This is a genomic window from Nocardioides convexus (assembly GCF_011090295.1).
This window is the reverse complement of the sequence record NZ_JAAMYA010000001.1, coordinates 2,949,574-2,965,764: the sequence shown is the minus strand read 5'-3', so window position 1 is coordinate 2,965,764 and position 16,191 is coordinate 2,949,574. Positions and strand designations below refer to the sequence as shown.

Sequence of the window (16,191 nt, the reverse complement as noted above, 5' to 3'; positions counted from 1 at the left end):
ATGTCCGCGCGCAGGGTGCCCTCGAGCAGCGCCGCCACGACCACCAGGCCGACCAGCACCTCGTCGTACCTCGTCCGGCCGGGCGGCGAGGCGACGCGCGGCTCGTCCCAGAGCGCGCGCAGGGCCGTGGTGATCACCGGCCCAGCCTAGGCATCGCCGATGCCAGCCGGGATCGGCCGAAAGAACGAGACGGGTCCGGCCTCGATGCCGATGCGGCGGGCGGCCGGTCGCGGCGAGGCTTCGGGGCATGACCACCTCCGTCGTACCGCCGATCCCGACCCGTCGGATCGTCCGCGTCGAGCCTGCGCAAGATGTTCGACACCCGAGCGGGCTTCTGGCTGCTCGCCAGCATCGGCGTGCTCTCCGTCGTGGCCACCGTGGCGGCCGTCGCCCTCGCCCCCCGCGACACCCTCGGCTACGAGACCATCGCCAGCGCGCTCGGCTTCCCGAGCACGCTGATCCTCCCGCTGATCGCGATCCTCGCGGTCACCGGGGAGTGGAGCCAGCGCAGCGGGCTCACCACGTTCACGCTCGTCCCCCGCCGGGGGCGGGTGATCGGCGCCAAGGCGGTCGCCACCGCCGTCGTCGGCGTGGCCTCGGTGCTGGCGGCGTTCGCGATCGGGGCCGTCGGCAACCTGGTCGGCTCCGCCGTCGTCGGCGTCGACGCGGTCTGGGACATCGGGCCGGCCCAGGCAGCCCAGATCGTCCTGGGCAACCTGGTCGGGATGGCCATCGGCTTCACCCTCGGGGTGGTGCTGCGCAGGCTCGTCGGCCGCCGTCGTCGGCTACTTCGTGCTGTCCTTCGTGCTGTCCGGCATCCTGCTCCTGCTCGCCCGGGTGCGGGAGGGCTTCACCGACCTGCAGCCCTGGGTCGACTGGAACCAGACCCAGGTCGCCCTGTTCGAGGGACGCACCTCCTCGGTCGAGGCGTGGGCGCAGGCTCGGGGCGACCACGACGCTCTGGATCGTCGTACCGCTCGCGATCGGCCTGGTGCTGCTGCGCCGCTCCGAGGTCCGGTAGTCACCGGACGGCGTTCTCAGGACGAGCCAGAGACCAGTCGCGCCGACAGCGCACGGGCAAGGCTCGTCACGCTGCCCGCGGGCCGGTCGGCCTCTCGGTCAGGATCTCGGCGATGCCCTGCCGGTAGGTCGTGACCGCGAAGTCCGGGAACCGGGTGGCGAACTTGGTGGTGTCGAAGATGTTGTCCTGGCGGTAGCGCGGGAGGAGCCTCGTTGGCCTCCTTGACCGCCGGGTTGAACAGGCCGCCGAGCCTTGAAGACGACCGCCGGCACGGTCCGGTAGGAGATCTCCCTGCCGAGCACCTCCGCAGCGTTCCCCACCATCTCGGCGTAGGTCAGCCGGTTCGGGTCGATCGGGAGGTGCCACGTCTGTCCGTAGGCATCGGGCGTGTTGCCGAGCAGGCCCAGGGCCCGGCTCGCGTCCGGGGTCCAGATGAGGGAGCGCCGGGTGTGGGCATCGAGCGGGATGGTCGGGCGCTCACCCTTCTTGATCCGGTCGAAGACAGCCGTGTTGGTCAGGCTCTGGGTCTTCCCGGGGCCGTAGAACTCCGGTGCTCGGCCGATGACCGCCTCGATGGTCCCCGCGCTCATCTCCGCGAGCAGCATGTTCGCGATCTCCGCCCGCACGGTGGCCTTGCGGCCGACCGGCTGGAACGGGATGTCCTCCACCTGCGGCTGGTCGGTGCGCGGGTACATGTAGGTGTTGTCGAAGAACACCAGGCTTGGTCCCGTGCTTCTGGCAGGCCGCGATGGTGTTGGCCATCATCGTCGGGAACTGCTGCTCCCACAGGGCGGAGTCCATCGGCAACCCGACGGTCAGGTAGGCGATGTCGCTGCCCTCGACGGCAGCGGCGGTCGCATCGGCATCCATCAGGTTGGCCGGGAACAGACTGGTCGGTGTCATGGACCTGGCGCGGGTTGCGGCTGACCAGGCGGAGGTCGTGGGTGACGTTGTCGTGGAGGTAGCGGGTGAGGCTCCTCGGCGATCTGGCCGTTGGCTCCGAGTACGGTCTGCATCTTCACTTCACTCCTGGAAGCCGCTTGGCCAGCCTCAGCGCGAGAGTGGCGACACGGGCGTAGGTCTTCGGGTTCATGCCGTCGGGCACCCCGACCGGGATCAGCCGCTCGATGGCGATGGTCTGGGACTCGGTGTACTTCAGGATGCCGTGCTCGCCGTGGCGACGGCCCATCCCGGATGCCTTCATGCCACCCATCGGGGCGTCCATCGAGCCCCACGCGGCGGCGTACGCGTCGTTGACGTTGACGGTGCCTGCCTCGAGCCGGGCGGCGACGCGGTAGCCCCTGGCCTCGTCGGAGGTCCAGACGCTGAAGTTCAGGCCGTACTCACTGTCATTCGCCCGGGCGATGGCCTCCTCCTCGTCCGCGACGCGGTACAGCGAGACCAGGGGCCCGAACGTCTCGTGGGCATAGACCTCCATCGTCTCGTCCACGTCGGTGAGGATGGTCGGCTCGTGGAAGAACGGGCCCAGATCGGGGCGCGCCCTGCCGCCGGCGAGCACGGTCGCCCCCTTGCTCACCGCGTCCTCGACATGGCGCACGACGGTCTCCAGCCTGCTTGCGGGAGACCAGGGAGCCCATGTCGCCGGAGTAGTCGATGGCCGGGGACAGACTTCATCGCCTCGGTCGCAGCCGTGAACCTGGCCGTGAAGTCGTCCCAGATCGCGTCGGGCACGTAGATGCGCTCCATCGAGATGCACAAGCTGGCCGGTGTTGGAGAACGACGCCCGCACGGCCCCGCCGACGGCCTTCTCCAGGTCGGCGTCGTCGAGGACGAGCAGCGCGTTCTTGCCGCCGAGCTCCATCGAGCAGTCGATCAGCCGCTCGCCGGCCTGCGCGGCGACGGTGCGCCCGACGGCGGTGGAGCCGGTGAACATGAGGAAGTCGGAGCTCTCGATGATCGAGGATCCGAGCTCGGCACCGGAGCCGGTCACGACCTGGACCAGACCCGGCTGCATGCCGGCCTCCTCCAGCGAACTCGACGGCCCAGAGGGCGGCGTACGGCGTCTGCGCGTCGGGCTTGGTGAGCACGGCGTTGCCGGCCACGATCGCCGGCAGCGCGTCGCTGATGCCCAGGGTGAGCGGGTAGTTCCACGGCGAGATGACGCCGACCAGTCCCTTGGGGTGGTGCAGGCTCCCAGACCTTGGTCAGCGCGAGTCTGGGCGCCCTGGCGGCGCTTCGGCTTCAGGTGCTCCGCGGCGGTGTGGGCGTAGTAGCGAGCATTCATCGTGACGTCGAGGATCTCCTCGAACGCGTGCCGCCGGGCCTTGCCGTTCTCGAGCCTGGATCAGGTCGAGGACCTCGTCCTGACGGTCGAGCACGAGGTCGTGGAAGCGCAGCAGCACAGCCGCTCGCTCCTCGACCGGGCGTGCCGCCCAGGCCTTCTGGACAGCGCGGGCGCGCTGGGCTGCCGCGGCCACGTCGTCGGGCGAGCAGCGCGGCACCTGGCCGAGCACTCCCCCGGTCATCGCGTTGGTCACGGCCTGGCGGCTCTCGGCGTCGGCGGCCCGGACCCGCGCCGAGAGCGCGCGGAGCCGGAGCCGTCGATGTGGCGCGTGATGGCGGTACTGCTGGTGGTCGAGTCTCATCGTGGTCACCGGTCCGCGATCGAGACGGGTACGGGGATGTGCAGGGCGTTCTGGGCCTCGGTGGCGACGTCGAGGCGCAGGACCTTCAGCGGCTCGAGCGACCGCACGTCGTCGGTGAGACGTCCGGATCCCAGCGTCAGGGAGACCTTCCGCGGGAGCAGCGTGCTGCCGGTGGCGAGGTTGTTGGTCTGGCTCAGCGTGGCGTTCCAGCCCCCGTTGAGTCTCGGTGTACGAGGTCAGCGTGGAGACGCTCGTACCACTCGGGATCTGCTTCTGCTTCGGCGTGGCCACGTCGAGGGCGATGTCGGTGCCGCCGTCGTCGTTGGCGACCCGGGCGGTGGTACGACGCTCGTCGATGTCGACGTCGATCTCGGTCACCCACTTCGGGAAGCCGTAGCCGTCGTGACCGCGGACCTGGGCGATCTCGGTGTTCACCGGCAGGGAGAGCACGTAGGCGTGGGTGGCGTCGTTGGCGACCGTCGAGAGCAGGTCGGCCGTGCCGAGCCCGCCGTGCCGTGCGGGGCGGGTCGCGATGGCGACCGTGGCCTCGGTGTAGAAGTCGATGTCGCACACGTCGTAGCGGAAGAAGACCACGGAGAAGAGCCCGACACCGGGAGCGACCTGGAGCGGGTCGAGCCCGCCGGGCAGCCGCGAGCGCAGGGCGCGGGTCGGCGCGAGGTAGGTCAGCCTGGGCCTTGGACATCGCGTAGTAGAAGTTCGGGGTGCGGGTCGGGCCGATCGCCGACTGGACCTCGGTCTTGGGCAGGGTCCGGAAGAAGTCGACGCTCGGGACCCGCGGGTCCTTCGCGACCTCGTCGAGGTCGGTGTCCATGCGGTAGCGGTCGTACAGACCTCCCTGAGGAACCGAGACGGTGCGGCCGCCCAGGCTCCACCTCCACCGTCCCGCTGCTCGCCCGCGCCTTCGACCGTGTCATGACTGCTCCTCCACGTTTGAATGTTTGCATTGCTTACATCTAAGGTAGCAGCAATGTAAGCACAGTCAACATCGGAGGATCGCGATGTGGATCACGCGGCGGCAGCGGCGCCGGATGCCGGCGTTTCCGCCCACCGATCAGTGCCGCCGACTGCATGCTGAAGACTGGCGAGACAGCACGATGCGCACGAGGAGACAGGGCCCCACGATGTCCGAAGCAGCCAAGAGCAGCTTACCACCACGGTGATCTGCGCGCCACGCTCATCAGCACCGCCATGGGCATGCTGGAACGGGGCGAGCCGTTCTCGATCCGCGCCGTCGCGCGCGAGGCCGGCGTCTCGCCGACCGCGCCGTACCGACACTTCCCCGAGCGCGAGGCCCTGGAATCGGCGCTCGCGGCCGAGGGCCTCCGCGACCTCAAGGCCGACCTGGTGCGCGACCGCGCCCTGCCGACGACGACCGAGGAGCCTGGCGGAGCTCGGCGTCGCCTACGTCGACTTCGCCCTGCGCCGGCCGGCGCTGTTCCGGCTGATGTTCGGCAACGAGTGCAACACCGACGACGAGGAACGCGTCCGCGCTGCAGCCGACGTGCACGAGTCTGCTCGCGGCAGCCATCACCGGCGTCTTCCCCGACTCCGACCCGCTCGACCTCTCGCTGGGCGGCTGGGGGGTGGTGCACGGCCTCGCGTTCCTCTACCTGGACCGCAAGGCTCACCGCGTCCTCCATCGAGGAGGTCGCGGCACAGGTCCGCGCGTCCTTGATCGCCGTGTTCGCGACCCGACCGCGCAGGCTGAGGCCGGCGTCACCTCGCTCGTCTGACGCACGCCGCCATTGACTGCCTCGGGAGGTCGCGCTACCGTCGATGTAAGCACTGCACACATTAGGGTGCCTTGCTTCTCGGAGCGCCATGCGCAGACAGGAGACCATCATGACTGAACTGCCTCCCCCCGTCACCCCGTACCTCGAGCCCGAGGCCAAGGAGCCTGTGCGAGCAGACCGACCCCCACCCGCGGATCTACGAGGTCCCCCCGGAGGAGGGCCGCAAGATCCTGATCGACCTGCAGAGCGGCGAAGGCGTGGAGCGCCCCGCGACGTCGACGAGGAGTGGGTCGACGTCGATGCCGGCGAGTGGGGCACCGTCCGCACCCGCATCATCCGTCCCCAGGGTGCGACGGGTCCGCTGCCGGTCGTCTTCTACATCCACGGCGCCGGCTGGGTCTTCGGCGACGACAAGACCCACGACCGGATCTTCCGCGAGGCTGACGGTGGGCGCCGGTGCCGCCGGCGTCTTCCCGGTCTACGACAACGCCCCCGAGAAGGGCTACCCGACCCAGGTCGAGCAGAACTACGCCGTCGGCCAGTGGGTGCTCGAGCACGGAGCCGAGCACGGCCTCGACACCTCCCGGGTCGCCGTCGCCGGAGAGTCCGTCGGCGGCTGCATGTCCACGGTCTTCGCTCTCATGAACAAGGACCGCGGCGGCATCGACCTCAAGGCCCAGGTGCTGCTCTACCCGGTCACGAACGCCGACTTCGACACCCCCTCCTACCTGCAGTTCGCGGAGGGCTACTTCCTCACCCGCGAGGGCATGCAGTGGTTCTGGGACGCCTACACCACCGACCCCGCCCAGCGCGCCGAGAAGTACGCCTCCCCGCTCCAGGCCACGCTGGAGGAGCCTCCAGGGGCTCCCGCCCACCCTCGTCATCACCGACGAGGCCGACGTCCTGCGGGACGAGGGCGAGATGTACGCCAACAAGGCTGCGCGAGGCCGGCGTCGACGTCACCTCCGTGCGCGTCGCGGGGATGGTCCACGACTTCCTGCTCCTCGACAGCCTGCGCCACACCAAGGCCGCCAACGTGGCCCGCCACCTCGCGATCGACGCCCTCAAGACCGCCCTGCAGTAGCGCCGCACTGAACCAGCCCGCCGGCCCGGGTCCTATCGCCCCGGGCCGGCTGGCCCGCCTCCGCCCGAAGGACCAGACCATGACCCAGCGCATCCTCAACGTCGTCACCAACGTCGCCCACTACGACGACCCCGACCACCCCACCGGCCTGTGGCTCTCCGAGGCTCACCCACGCCTGGCACGTCTTCGAGGAGGCTGGCTACGAGCAGACCCTGGTCAGCCCCGCTGGCGGCGCCGTACCCCTGGAGCCGCGGGCACTGAAGTTCCCCAACTACGACAAGACCGCGAAGGCCTGGCGCGCCGACCCCGCCAAGATGGCGCTGCTGGAGAACACCCTCAGCCCCGACCAGATCGACTCCGCGCAGTACGACGCCATCTACTTCACCGGCGGTCACGCCGTCATGTACGACTTCCCCGACAGCGAGGGACTCCAGCGAATCACCCGCGAGGCTCTACGAGCGCGGCGCTGTCGTCTCCTCGGTCTGCCACGGCTACTGCGGCCTGCTCAACACCCAGGCTCTCCGACGGGTCCTTCCTCATCGCCGGCAAGAGGATGACCGGCTTCGCCTGGACCGAGGAGGTGCTCGCCCGCGTCGACAAGGCTGGTGCCCTACAACGCCGAGGAGGCCGCCAAGGAGCGCGGCGCGCTCTACGAGAAGGCCAAGCTCCCGTTCGTCTCGTACGCCGTCGTCGACGGCAACCTGGTCACCGGCCAGAACCCCGGCTCGGCCAAGGAGACTGCCCACAAGGTCGTCGCCGCACTCTCGGCCCCGGGCCGATAGATCGGCACCGGATCTGCGTCATCCGTCCCACGAAGGTCGCAGAAGGTGAGCGGTCGGCGACGGAGTCGGGGTTCTTCCTCGCGGCCCACGCCGACCTCAGCACCCGTCGAGGCGTCAGTGCGCCATGTCGACGAACCGGCTGTAGTGGCCCTGGAAGGCCACCACGATGTCGCGGGTCGCGCCGTTGCGGTGCTTGGCGACGATCAGGTCGGCCTCGCCGGGGCGGGTCGACTCCTTCTCGTAGACGTCGTCGCGGTGCAGCAGGACCACCATGTCGGCGTCCTGCTCGATGGAGCCGGACTCGCGCAGGTCGCTGACGGCGGGACGCTTGTCGGCGCGCTGCTCGGGGCCACGGTTGAGCCTGGGAGAGCGCGATGACGGGGATCTCGAGCTCCTTGGCGAGGAGGCTTGATCTGGCGGGAGAACTCGGAGACCTCGAGCCTGGCGGGACTCGACCTTCTTGCCCGAGTCTCATCAGGCTGGAGGTAGTCGATGACCATCAGGCTTGAGGTCGTGCTTCTGCTTGAGCCGGCGGGCCTTGGCGCGGATCTCGGTCATCGTCATGTTGGGCGAGTCGTCGATGAACATCGGCGCCGCGGAGACCTTCGCGACGTGGCGGGCGAGGCGGTCCCACTCCTCGGTGCCCAGGCTTTGCCGTTGCGGATGTGGTTGAGCGGGATGCGGGCCTCGGCGGAGAGCAGGCGCATCACGATCTCCGCGCGCGTCATCTCCAGGCTGAAGAAGCAGGCGGTGAGGTTGTTGTGGATGGCGGCGGCCCGGCAGAAGTCCAGCGCGAGCGTCGACTTGCCCATCGCGGGGCGGGCGGCGACGACGATCATCTGGCCCTTGTGGAAGCCGTTGGTGAGGCTCGTCGAAGTCGGCGAAGCCGGTCGGCACGCCGTAGATGCCGGCCTCGCGGTTCTCGATGGCCTCGATCTCGTCGAGGACGCCGTCCATGATGTCGGACAGCGGCGCGTAGTCCTCGGACTTGTTGCGGTCGGTGACCTTGTAGATCTCGGACTGGGCCTCGTTGACGATGCCCTCGACCTCGCCCTCGCCGGCGTAAACTCGATCTGCACGATCTTGGTGCCGGCGTCGACGAGGCGGCGCAGGATGGCCTTCTCGTAGACGATCTCGGCGTAGAACCCGGCGTTGGCCGCGATCGGGACGTTCGCCGCCAACGTGTGCAGGTACGCCGCCCCGCCGATCTTCTGCAGCTGGCCACGCCGCTGCAGGCCACCGGCGACCGTCACCATGTCGGCGGGCTCGCCGCGGCCGAACAGGTCGAGGATCGCCTCGTGGATCTCCTCGTGGGCGGGCCGGTAGTAGTCGACCCCGCGGATCACCTCCACGACGTCGGCGATCGCGTCCTTGGAGATCAGCATCGCGCCCAGCACGGACTGCTCGGCGGCGAGGTCCTGCGGTGGCATCCGCCCGCCCGAGGGCGCCTCGCCGGGCGCGTAGGGAGCCGGGCCGTCGTTCCACTCCTGCGGCGGGTCCTCGGTCCACGAGGGTGCGTTGTCGGTGACGCTCACGGGGCTGTCGTCCTCCTGTCTCGATCACGGGCGGCTGCTCCGCGGCCACCCGGGACGTCGTACGGTGACGATGCTGCCTGGGGGGTCCGACGCAAATCCCTGCGTGCCGAACCTAGGGGCCGCGAAATGCTGGCGCCACCGGCCTATCCACAAGCCTTGGGGATAACTCGGTGGTGGACGTGGACGACACGCGACGAAGGTGTGCACGGGTTGGGGAGGAACTTGTGGAAGCAGCACGGCGGGACACCGCGATGTGGCCTCTGACCTGCGCAAACACTGTTCCACAGGTGTGCACGGGAAATAGGTACGGAGGAATTCCGTTCACCTGGGCGTCACCCGGCCGTCCGCCCGGGGCTGCCCCGGTGACCGCCGGTCAACCCCTCCGCCTCGCAGTGTTTCCACAACTGATCACGAGTTTTCCACCGGTCCCGGGACCGGCTCGGGACCGGCGCCCGTGAGCGCCCGCGCTCTCGACCGGGAGATCGCCCGGCTCGCCGTCCCCGCCTTCCTGGCACTGGTCGCCGAGCCGCTCTTCCTGCTCGGCGACGCCGCCGTGGTCGGCCACCTCGGCACCCGGGAGTCTGGCCGGGCTCGGGCTCGCCGGAACCGTGCTCACCACCGTGGTCGGGCTGTGCGTCTTCCTCGCCTACGGCACGACCGCCGGGGTGGCCCGGCGGCTCGGCGCCGGGCACCGCCGGGCGGCCCTCGCCCAGGGCATCGACGGCCTGTGGCTGGCCGGCGTCATCGGCGTGCCGGTCACCGCCGTGACCAGCCTGCTGGCGCACCCGCTGGTCAGCCTGTTCGGGGCCTCGGGCGGGGTCGAGGACGCCGCGGCGACGTACCTGCGGGTGGGGGCGGTGGGCATCACCCCGCTGCTCCTGGTCCTGGCGACCACCGGGGTGCTGCGCGGCCTCCAGGACACCCGGACCCCGCTGGTCGTGGCCGTGCTCGGCAACGCCGCCAACCTCGCCCTCAACCTCGCCCTCGTGTACGGCGCCGGGCCGCTCCCGCGCCTGGGGCTGGCCGGCTCCGCCCTGGGCTCGGTGCTGGCCCAGGCCGGCATGGCGCTCGCGCTCACCGTCGTGGTGGTCCGCGCGGCCCGCCGGGAGGGCGCCTCGCTGCGCCCGGACCGGGCGGGCATCCGAGCAGCCGGGCGGGCCGGCGTCCCGCTCCTGGTCCGCACGCTCACCCTGCGCGTCTCGCTGCTCGTCACCACCTGGGCGGTGGTGCTCGCCGCGGGCAGCGCGGCCGGGGACGCCGTGCCGATCGCGACCCACCAGGCTGGCGCTGACGCTCTGGAGCCTTCCTGGCCTACGTCCTCGACGCGATCGCCATCGCCGCCCAGGCGATCACCGGGCGCCACCTCGGCGCGGGCGACATCGCCGCGACCCGGGCGGTGACCCGGCGGATGGTGCAGTGGGGCGTGCGCAGCGGGATCGTCACCGGCGTCCTGCTGGCCGCGAGCAGCCCGTGGCTGGGCGCCCTGTTCACCCCCGACGACGCGGTGCGCGACGCCCTGGTGCCGGTGCTGCTGGTGGCCGCGGCCGCTCAGCCGGCGGCCGGCGTGGTGTTCGTGCTCGACGGCGTGCTCATCGGTGCCGGTGACGGCCGGTACCTGGCCCGGGCCGGGCTCGTGGTGCTCGGCGGCTACGCTCCGGTCGTGCTGCTGACGAGTGCGCTGGGCGCGGGACTGGCCGGGGTGTGGGTGGCCTTCGGCGCGCTCTTCATCGGCGGCCGGCTGGTGACCCTGGTCCGCCGGGCGCGCAGCGAGGCGTGGCTGGTCACCGGGGCAGCGGCGTGAAGCCGCTGCACGCGGTCGCGCTGGGCCTGGTGCTGCTCGCGCTCGGCCCGGTGGACGCGCCGGTCGGCACCTTCGACCCGTTGCCCGACCCGCTCGGCTGGGTGCTCGTGCTGGTCGGCCTCCACGGCCTCGGCCCGGCGCTCGACCCGCGCCGGCTGGGCACCCTGCGCTTCGTGGGCGTCCTCGCGCTGTGCTTCTCGATCGCGATCGTGGTGCCGGCGGTGGCCCGGTGGCTGGAGACGGACCCGTCGCTGGGCTGGTTCGCCGACGTACCCCGCTTCGGGTTCTTCGCCCTGCTCTGCCACGAGCCTGAGCCAGGCCGCCCTCCGGGCACGCTCGACGGCCGGCGCGAGCGCCTTCAGCATCGCCGGGCTGGCCCTGCTCTTCGTGCTGGCCGCGCCGCCGCTGGCGTTCGGGGCCGGCTGGACCGAGGTCGGTACGACGGGCGAGGCGCTCGCCCAGGCCGTCCAGATCGCTCTCGTCGTCCTCTGCTTCGTCTTCGCCGGGCGGCGGTGGGCGGGCGCCCCGGAGCCCGAGACGCCCGCCGGCACCGACTCCTGACGGTGGCGGAGGCTCAGCCCTGCAGGCTGGCCAGCACCAGGCCGGCGAGTCTGGGCGCTGCCGGCCGACGGGTCGCCCTCGTAGCTGGGGGTGGAGTAGGCGAGGTCGACGTCGACGTTCGCCTCCTTGCTGCACGCGCGCTGCAGGGCGACGAGCGGCGGGGCGGAGCCTGGTCTTCCACCACGAGGTCTTCGCGCCCGCGACGTCGCTGGGCTCGACGTTGCCGTCGCTGTCGTCGGGCTGGATGCAGGGGCCGGCGTCGCGCACGGTGACCTTCACCGTGACGGTGCTGCCCGTGAAGGTGCAGGTGCCGGCTCCGGCGGGCTTCCCGGTGGCGACCGTCTCGCCGAGCGCCTTGGACACGTCGCCGTCGGTGAGCAGGTCGCAGGTGGGCAGCCGGGTGCTCGAGGTGGGCTCCGCGGTGGGGACCGTCGTGGTCGCGGTGGCCGACGGCGTCGGGGTCTCGGTGGGCGTCGGGGTCGGCGCCTCGGAGGTCGGCGTGGCCGACGGGGTGGGCTCGGCGTCGGGCTTGCCGTCGTCACCGCACGCGGCGAGGACGGGGGCGAGCACGAGGACGGCGGCGGGCCAGAGGCGACGCAGTCGCATCTTCACTCCTGGGGAAGTCGGGGAAGGACAACCCCAAAATGCCACGTGGCCGGGCCCCGGAGGGTCCGGCCACGCCGCAGAAGTGAACCGGTCAGGCCGGGATCACGTTCAGGGTCACCGCGACGGACACGTCGTCGTGCGACTTCACCGACACGGCGTGGTTGCCCAGCGACTTGATCGGGTTGCCGAGGACGATGGTCCGCTTGTCGATCGACTCGCCGGCGGCCTCACCGAGCGCGGCGGCGATGTCGGCGGGGGTGACCGCACCGAACAGTCGGCCGCCCTGGCCGGCCTTGACCTTGACGTCGACCGGGCCGCCCTCGAGCTTGGCCTTGATCTCGGCGGCGTGCGCCTCGTCGCGCACGGCACGCGCAGAGCGCGCGGCCTTGATCGAGTCGGCCTGCGCCTGGGCGCCACGGGTCCAGCGGATCCCGAAGCCGCGCGGGATGAGGTAGTTGCGGCCGTAGCCGTCCTTGACCTCCACCACGTCGCCGGCGGCGCCGAGGTTCTCGACCTCCTGGGTCAGGATGATCTTCATGAGTTCAGGCTCTCCTTCTCTACCGGGCTCAGCGGCCAGCGGAGGTGTAGGGCAGCAGCGCGACCTCACGGGCGTTCTTCACCGCGATCGCGATGTCCCGCTGGTGCTGGACGCAGTTGCCGGTCACCCGACGGGCACGGATCTTGCCCCGGTCGGAGATGAACTTCTTCAGAAGGGCGGTGTCCTTGTAGTCGACACCGGTGGCCTTCTCCTTGCAGAACTGGCAAACCTTCTTCTTCGGCTTGCGGACGACTGCCTTCGCCATTGTGGTGCTCCTCCTCAGAGCCCGGCCGCCTCAGTCAAAGGGCGGCCGGAATGGTTGATGTGTTGTTGCTCAGAACGGGGGCTCGTCGCCACCGGAGACGCCCGGGGCTGCCCAGGGGTCACCGGCCGGCGCTGCGCCGCCCGTGTTGGAACCACCGGAGGGCTGGCTGCCCCACGGGTCTCCGCCCGCGGGACGACCGCCACCCTGCTGGCCGCCGCCGTAGCCGCCGCCACCCTGCTGGCCGCCGCCGTAGCCACCACCGCCACCACCGCCGGAGCGGTTGGCGCGGGTGACCTTGGCGGTCGCCCAGGTCAGCGACGGGCCGACCTCGTCGACCTGCGGCTCGTTGACCGTGCGCTTCTGGCCCTCACGGTCCTCGTAGGACCGCGAGACGAGCCGGCCCTGGGCGATGACGCGCATGCCCTTCTGGAGGGACTCGGCGACGTTCTCGGCCGCCTGCCGCCAGATGGAGCAGCGCAGGAAGAGGGTCTCCCCGTCCTTCCACTCGCTGGTCTGCCGGTCGAAGGTGCGCGGGGTCGACGCCACCGTGAAGTTGGCAACCGCGGCGCCGGAGGGCGTGAAACGCAGACTCCGGGTCGTCGGTCAGGTTGCCGATAACGGTGATGACGGTGTCGCCAGCCATGGTGGTCTCCTGGTGAGTGGGTTCGAGTGGCCCGCCCGGGTCAGTCCCGGGCAACGGCCCCCATCGTGTCTGCTGCCGACGACATTGAACAGCCGTCTTCCACAGGCACGGGTCGTGCGCCTCAGACGGTGGGGCGCAGGACCTTGGTACGAAGCACGGACTCGTTGAGCGTCAGCCGACGGTCGAGCTCGTCGACGGTCGCCGGCGCGGCGGTGAGCCTTGACGATGGCGTAGATGCCCTCGGCGTGCTTCTTGATCTCGTACGCCAGACGGCGCTTGCCCCACACGTCGACGTTGTCGACGGTGCCGCCGTCGTTGCGGACGACGTTCAGGTACTTGTCGAGCGACGGCTGAACCGTCCGCTCGTCGAGGCTCGGGTCGAGGATGACCACGACTTCGTAGTTGCGCAAAGCGGTCTCCACCTCCTCTGGACTGACGGCCACGGACTCTCCGCGGCAGGAGGGCTCTGCATGTCCGCACCGGTTCGGCCCGGGCAGACGGACGTACGGCGCCTGTCGGCACCGGACAGGAGAGGTTAACCCCTCGACGAGCCGCTCACCCAATCGAGCCCGGGCCGAGCCGGGCTGTCCCCGGGCACTCCTAGAGTGGAGGTCATGAGCGAGCCTGCGCATCGGAGCCCACGTCGACCAGACCGACCCGATCGCCGAGGCCGTCGCCCGCAACGCCCCGCTCGTGCAGTTCTTCCTCGGCAACCCGCAGTCCTACAAGGGTCCCGTGCTCGCCTACGAGGGCGGCGCGGCGGCGCTCAGGGCCGCGGCCGAGGAGGCCGGCGTCGACCTCTACGTGCACGCGCCGTACCTGATCAACGTCGCCACGACCAACAACCGTCAGCGCATCCCCAGCCGCAAAGCTTGCTCCAGCAGCACATGGACGCCGCCGCCGGTACTCGGTGCGAAAGGGCTGATCGTGCACGGCGGGCACGTGACCGACGAGGACGACCCGGCCAAGGGCTTCGACAACTGGCGCAAGGCGATCGAGGCCACCGACCTCAAGATCCCGCTGCTCATCGAGAACACCGCGGGCGGCACCAACGCGATGACCCGCTACCTCGACCGGATCAAGGGCACCTGGGACGCGATCGCCAGCGCCGAGGGCGCCGACATGGTGGGTTTCTGCCTCGACACCTGCCACGCGCACGCGGGCGGGAACGCGCTGGAGACGATCGTCGACGACGTCCGCGCGATCACGGGTCGCATCGACCTGGTGCACGCCAACGACAGCCGCGACGCCTTCGACTCCGGCGCCGACCGGCACGCCAACTTCGGTGCCGGGCAGATCGACCCGGACCTGCTCGCCCAGGTGGTGCGCGACGCCGGCGCGCCGGTCGTGTGCGAGACGCCGGGCGGTGCCGCGGAGCACACGGCCGACTTCGCCTGGCTGCGCGAACGGGTCTGAGCGCTCAGGGCACCCGCACGGTCAGCGGCAGGTCCCCGCAGGGGATGGTGCCGGCGAACTCGGCCGGCTCCACCAGCCGGCCGGGCGGGATCCGCGGGTCGGCGGAGAGCACCACCCGACGGGCCTGGTTGACGACCGTCGCGCCCGCCTCGCGCACCGCGCCGAGCATCAGCGACTCGAAGGTGTCGAGCAGGGTGTCGGCGCCGACCACGCCGACCATCTCGCCGCCGACGTAGACGGGTGCGGTGGTGGTGAGCATGTACTCGTCGCTGCACACGTAGTCCACGAACGGACCGGTCACGTGCGCGCGGCCGGTCTCCAGCGGCGTGCGGAACCACTCGAAGCGGCTGTAGTCGAGCGGGTCGCCCGAGCCGGAGACCGTCGACTGGGCCAGCAGCTGCTGCTCCTCGCCCTGCCACCAGGCGAGGTAGAGGTGATGGTCGGCGAGGAAGCCGGGCGCGGCGACGAAGCCGCCGCCGAAGAGCGGGAGCCGGCCGAGCAGGTCCCGGGTGAGCGGGTACGCCGCCTCGACCACGTCGGCGGCGGCGAGCCGCTCGCGGCCGAGCACCCCGGTGAGCCCGTCGCGCAGGTGGTCCAGGCTCCGCGACCACGCTGCCGAAGTAGTCTTCGATCTCGCGGGCACAGGCGACCGCGGCCGGCGAGGCTCCTTCCACCAGCAACGACCCCATGGCACTTCTCCTTCCGAGGGCCCGGGCGGACCGGTCCCCGTCTGCTACGGAAAGGCACGACGGCCCGCGTGTCAAGGAAGCCGCCTCATCGCTGGGACGCCCGGAGCAGCGCGAGCTCGTCGAGCGCACCCCCAGCCTGTCGGCGTACGGCGCCGCGAGCCGCCGCCCCGTCGTGGGCACGCAGCGCGGCGAACAGGCTCCTCGTGGCAGCCGCGGGTGAACTCCTGGAACTCCGGGACACCGAGCGGCTGGCGCAGCAGGGCCCCGAAGTCGGCCTCCAGGGCGACCACCTGACGGGTCATCCGGGCGGACTGGCTGAGCGCGGCGAGGGAGAGGTACAGGCTCGGCGTCGGCGTGCCGCCAGTGCCCGGGGTCGGTGTCCTCGGCCGCGGGCAGCAGCGACGCCAGCACGTCGACGTCCCCCCCGTCGGCACGCTCGGCGGCGACCTCGGCGCACCCGGACAGCAGCACGACGTGCAGGGTGCCGCGGTCGTGCAGGCTCGACGATCGACATCGCCGCGAGCCGCTCGGCCTGAGCCTCGGGGTCGTGGAGCCGGGCGCGGGTGACGTAGGCTGCCGCCGTTGCGCCCGCGCACCGTGCTGATCAGGCCCTGGGCGCGCAGTGCGACCAGCGCCTCGCGGGCGGTGACGGTGGCGACGCCGAGCATGGCGGCCAGGCTCGGCCTCGCTGGGCAGCCGCTCGCCGTCGCGGAGCACGCCGGAGCGGATCGCGTCGGCGAGACGCTGCTCGACCCGGGTGGCCCGGCCGACCTCCTCGAGCGGGGCGAAGATCGCGTTGCGGGTGCGGGTGCCGTGGCGTGCGGTGGTGCCCATCGCCGTCCCCTCCCACCCGGCCTCCCACCCGGCCGATCGCGTCACGGAAACGTTAC

Annotated in this window: 17 protein-coding genes and 6 pseudogenes; 11 read left to right on the top strand and 12 right to left on the bottom strand. The window is 71.2% G+C overall.

Going from position 1 to position 16,191, the window contains the following annotated elements:
* Positions 1 to 311: 311 nt before the first annotated feature.
* Entirely contained in the window at positions 312 to 1,148 is an 837-nt protein-coding gene (locus tag G5V59_RS22240; protein ID WP_278257892.1) for a hypothetical protein, read from the top strand.
* On the opposite strand, the gene G5V59_RS22235 is transcribed toward G5V59_RS22240, so the two are convergent.
* The 3 genes and pseudogenes from G5V59_RS22235 to G5V59_RS22225 all read right to left on the bottom strand — a co-directional run.
* Positions 1,120 to 1,716: an NAD-dependent epimerase/dehydratase family protein gene (locus G5V59_RS22235; protein ID WP_278259999.1), complete on the bottom strand. Its 597-nt coding sequence runs from the start codon at positions 1,714 to 1,716 to the stop codon at positions 1,120 to 1,122. The two genes, G5V59_RS22240 and G5V59_RS22235, sit on opposite strands and share 29 nt — an antisense overlap.
* 323 nt (positions 1,717 to 2,039) lie before the next feature.
* Complete coding sequence (locus tag G5V59_RS22230; RefSeq protein WP_278259998.1) at positions 2,040 to 2,996, bottom strand: aldehyde dehydrogenase family protein; 957 nt, start codon at positions 2,994 to 2,996, stop codon at positions 2,040 to 2,042.
* A gap of 76 nt (positions 2,997 to 3,072) precedes the next feature.
* Positions 3,073 to 4,275 (bottom strand): annotated as a pseudogene (locus tag G5V59_RS22225) (aldehyde dehydrogenase family protein); the annotation flags it as partial.
* Between the two features lie 441 nt (positions 4,276 to 4,716).
* On the opposite strand from G5V59_RS22225, the pseudogene G5V59_RS37415 reads away from it, so the two are divergent.
* The 6 genes and pseudogenes from G5V59_RS37415 to G5V59_RS22200 form a co-directional block, all read left to right on the top strand.
* Positions 4,717 to 4,932 (top strand): annotated as a pseudogene (locus tag G5V59_RS37415) (hypothetical protein); the annotation flags it as partial.
* 97 nt (positions 4,933 to 5,029) lie between these two features.
* Positions 5,030 to 5,323: a TetR-like C-terminal domain-containing protein gene (locus G5V59_RS37410; protein ID WP_341351285.1), complete on the top strand. Its 294-nt coding sequence runs from the start codon at positions 5,030 to 5,032 to the stop codon at positions 5,321 to 5,323.
* A 357-nt stretch (positions 5,324 to 5,680) separates the two neighbouring features.
* Positions 5,681 to 6,172, top strand: a pseudogene (locus tag G5V59_RS22215) (alpha/beta hydrolase fold domain-containing protein); the annotation flags it as partial.
* A 91-nt stretch (positions 6,173 to 6,263) separates the two neighbouring features.
* A complete protein-coding gene (locus tag G5V59_RS22210) occupies positions 6,264 to 6,476 on the top strand; it encodes a hypothetical protein (RefSeq protein ID WP_278259997.1) in 213 nt (70 codons plus the stop codon).
* 303 nt (positions 6,477 to 6,779) lie between these two features.
* Positions 6,780 to 7,022 carry a hypothetical protein gene (locus G5V59_RS22205; protein ID WP_278260334.1) on the top strand — a complete coding sequence of 81 codons (243 nt, stop codon included), beginning with the start codon at positions 6,780 to 6,782 and terminating at the stop codon, positions 7,020 to 7,022.
* 48 nt (positions 7,023 to 7,070) lie between these two features.
* Complete coding sequence (locus tag G5V59_RS22200) at positions 7,071 to 7,247, top strand: hypothetical protein (RefSeq protein WP_278260333.1); 177 nt, start codon at positions 7,071 to 7,073, stop codon at positions 7,245 to 7,247.
* Positions 7,248 to 7,361: 114 nt separating this feature from the next.
* On the opposite strand, the pseudogene G5V59_RS37405 reads toward G5V59_RS22200, so the two are convergent.
* Both G5V59_RS37405 and G5V59_RS37400 read right to left on the bottom strand, forming a co-directional pair.
* Positions 7,362 to 7,838, bottom strand: a pseudogene (locus tag G5V59_RS37405) (DnaB-like helicase C-terminal domain-containing protein); the annotation flags it as partial.
* Positions 7,808 to 8,632 (bottom strand): DnaB-like helicase N-terminal domain-containing protein, encoded by an 825-nt coding sequence (locus G5V59_RS37400; protein WP_341351284.1) that lies wholly within the window; start codon positions 8,630 to 8,632, stop codon positions 7,808 to 7,810. The pseudogene G5V59_RS37405 and the gene G5V59_RS37400, both read right to left, overlap by 31 nt.
* A gap of 758 nt (positions 8,633 to 9,390) precedes the next feature.
* On the opposite strand from G5V59_RS37400, the gene G5V59_RS22190 reads away from it, so the two are divergent.
* Genes G5V59_RS22190 through G5V59_RS22180 form a run of 3 tightly spaced genes read left to right on the top strand, consistent with a single transcriptional unit; the run spans position 9,391 to position 11,416 of the window.
* On the top strand, positions 9,391 to 10,182 hold the full coding sequence (locus tag G5V59_RS22190; RefSeq protein ID WP_278257890.1) for an MATE family efflux transporter: 792 nt from the start codon (positions 9,391 to 9,393) through the stop codon (positions 10,180 to 10,182).
* On the top strand, positions 10,089 to 10,583 hold the full coding sequence (locus tag G5V59_RS22185) for an MATE family efflux transporter (RefSeq protein WP_341351283.1): 495 nt from the start codon (positions 10,089 to 10,091) through the stop codon (positions 10,581 to 10,583). Before G5V59_RS22190 ends, G5V59_RS22185 begins: the two co-directional genes overlap by 94 nt.
* On the top strand, positions 10,580 to 11,416 hold the full coding sequence (locus G5V59_RS22180; RefSeq protein ID WP_278257889.1) for a hypothetical protein: 837 nt from the start codon (positions 10,580 to 10,582) through the stop codon (positions 11,414 to 11,416). Before G5V59_RS22185 ends, G5V59_RS22180 begins: the two co-directional genes overlap by 4 nt.
* A gap of 425 nt (positions 11,417 to 11,841) precedes the next feature.
* Here G5V59_RS22180 and rplI read toward each other — a convergent pair whose 3' ends face one another.
* The 4 genes and pseudogenes from rplI to rpsF form a co-directional block, all read right to left on the bottom strand.
* The gene (gene rplI, locus G5V59_RS22175; protein WP_278257888.1) at positions 11,842 to 12,288 is read right to left on the bottom strand and encodes a 50S ribosomal protein L9; all 447 of its coding nucleotides are present in this window, start codon (positions 12,286 to 12,288) and stop codon (positions 11,842 to 11,844) included.
* Between the two features lie 28 nt (positions 12,289 to 12,316).
* Positions 12,317 to 12,553 carry a 30S ribosomal protein S18 gene (rpsR, locus tag G5V59_RS22170; RefSeq protein ID WP_038682917.1) on the bottom strand — a complete coding sequence of 79 codons (237 nt, stop codon included), beginning with the start codon at positions 12,551 to 12,553 and terminating at the stop codon, positions 12,317 to 12,319.
* A 69-nt stretch (positions 12,554 to 12,622) separates the two neighbouring features.
* Positions 12,623 to 13,196, bottom strand: a pseudogene (locus tag G5V59_RS22165) (single-stranded DNA-binding protein).
* Between the two features lie 121 nt (positions 13,197 to 13,317).
* Positions 13,318 to 13,606, bottom strand: a pseudogene (gene rpsF / locus G5V59_RS22160) (30S ribosomal protein S6).
* A 214-nt stretch (positions 13,607 to 13,820) separates the two neighbouring features.
* Here rpsF and G5V59_RS22155 point away from each other — a divergent pair.
* A complete protein-coding gene (locus G5V59_RS22155; protein WP_278259995.1) occupies positions 13,821 to 14,612 on the top strand; it encodes a deoxyribonuclease IV in 792 nt (263 codons plus the stop codon).
* 4 nt (positions 14,613 to 14,616) lie between these two features.
* Here the strand turns inward: G5V59_RS22155 and G5V59_RS22150 are convergent, their stop codons facing one another.
* The 3 genes from G5V59_RS22150 to G5V59_RS22140 all read right to left on the bottom strand — a co-directional run bounded on the left by G5V59_RS22150 (position 14,617) and on the right by G5V59_RS22140 (position 16,151).
* Positions 14,617 to 15,180, bottom strand: a complete 564-nt coding sequence (locus G5V59_RS22150; RefSeq protein WP_278257887.1) for a hypothetical protein — start codon at positions 15,178 to 15,180, stop codon at positions 14,617 to 14,619.
* Between the two features lie 192 nt (positions 15,181 to 15,372).
* Positions 15,373 to 15,969 carry a hypothetical protein gene (locus tag G5V59_RS22145; protein ID WP_278257886.1) on the bottom strand — a complete coding sequence of 199 codons (597 nt, stop codon included), beginning with the start codon at positions 15,967 to 15,969 and terminating at the stop codon, positions 15,373 to 15,375.
* Positions 15,906 to 16,151 carry a hypothetical protein gene (locus tag G5V59_RS22140; RefSeq protein ID WP_278257885.1) on the bottom strand — a complete coding sequence of 82 codons (246 nt, stop codon included), beginning with the start codon at positions 16,149 to 16,151 and terminating at the stop codon, positions 15,906 to 15,908. Before G5V59_RS22140 ends, G5V59_RS22145 begins: the two co-directional genes overlap by 64 nt.
* Positions 16,152 to 16,191 lie beyond the last annotated feature (40 nt).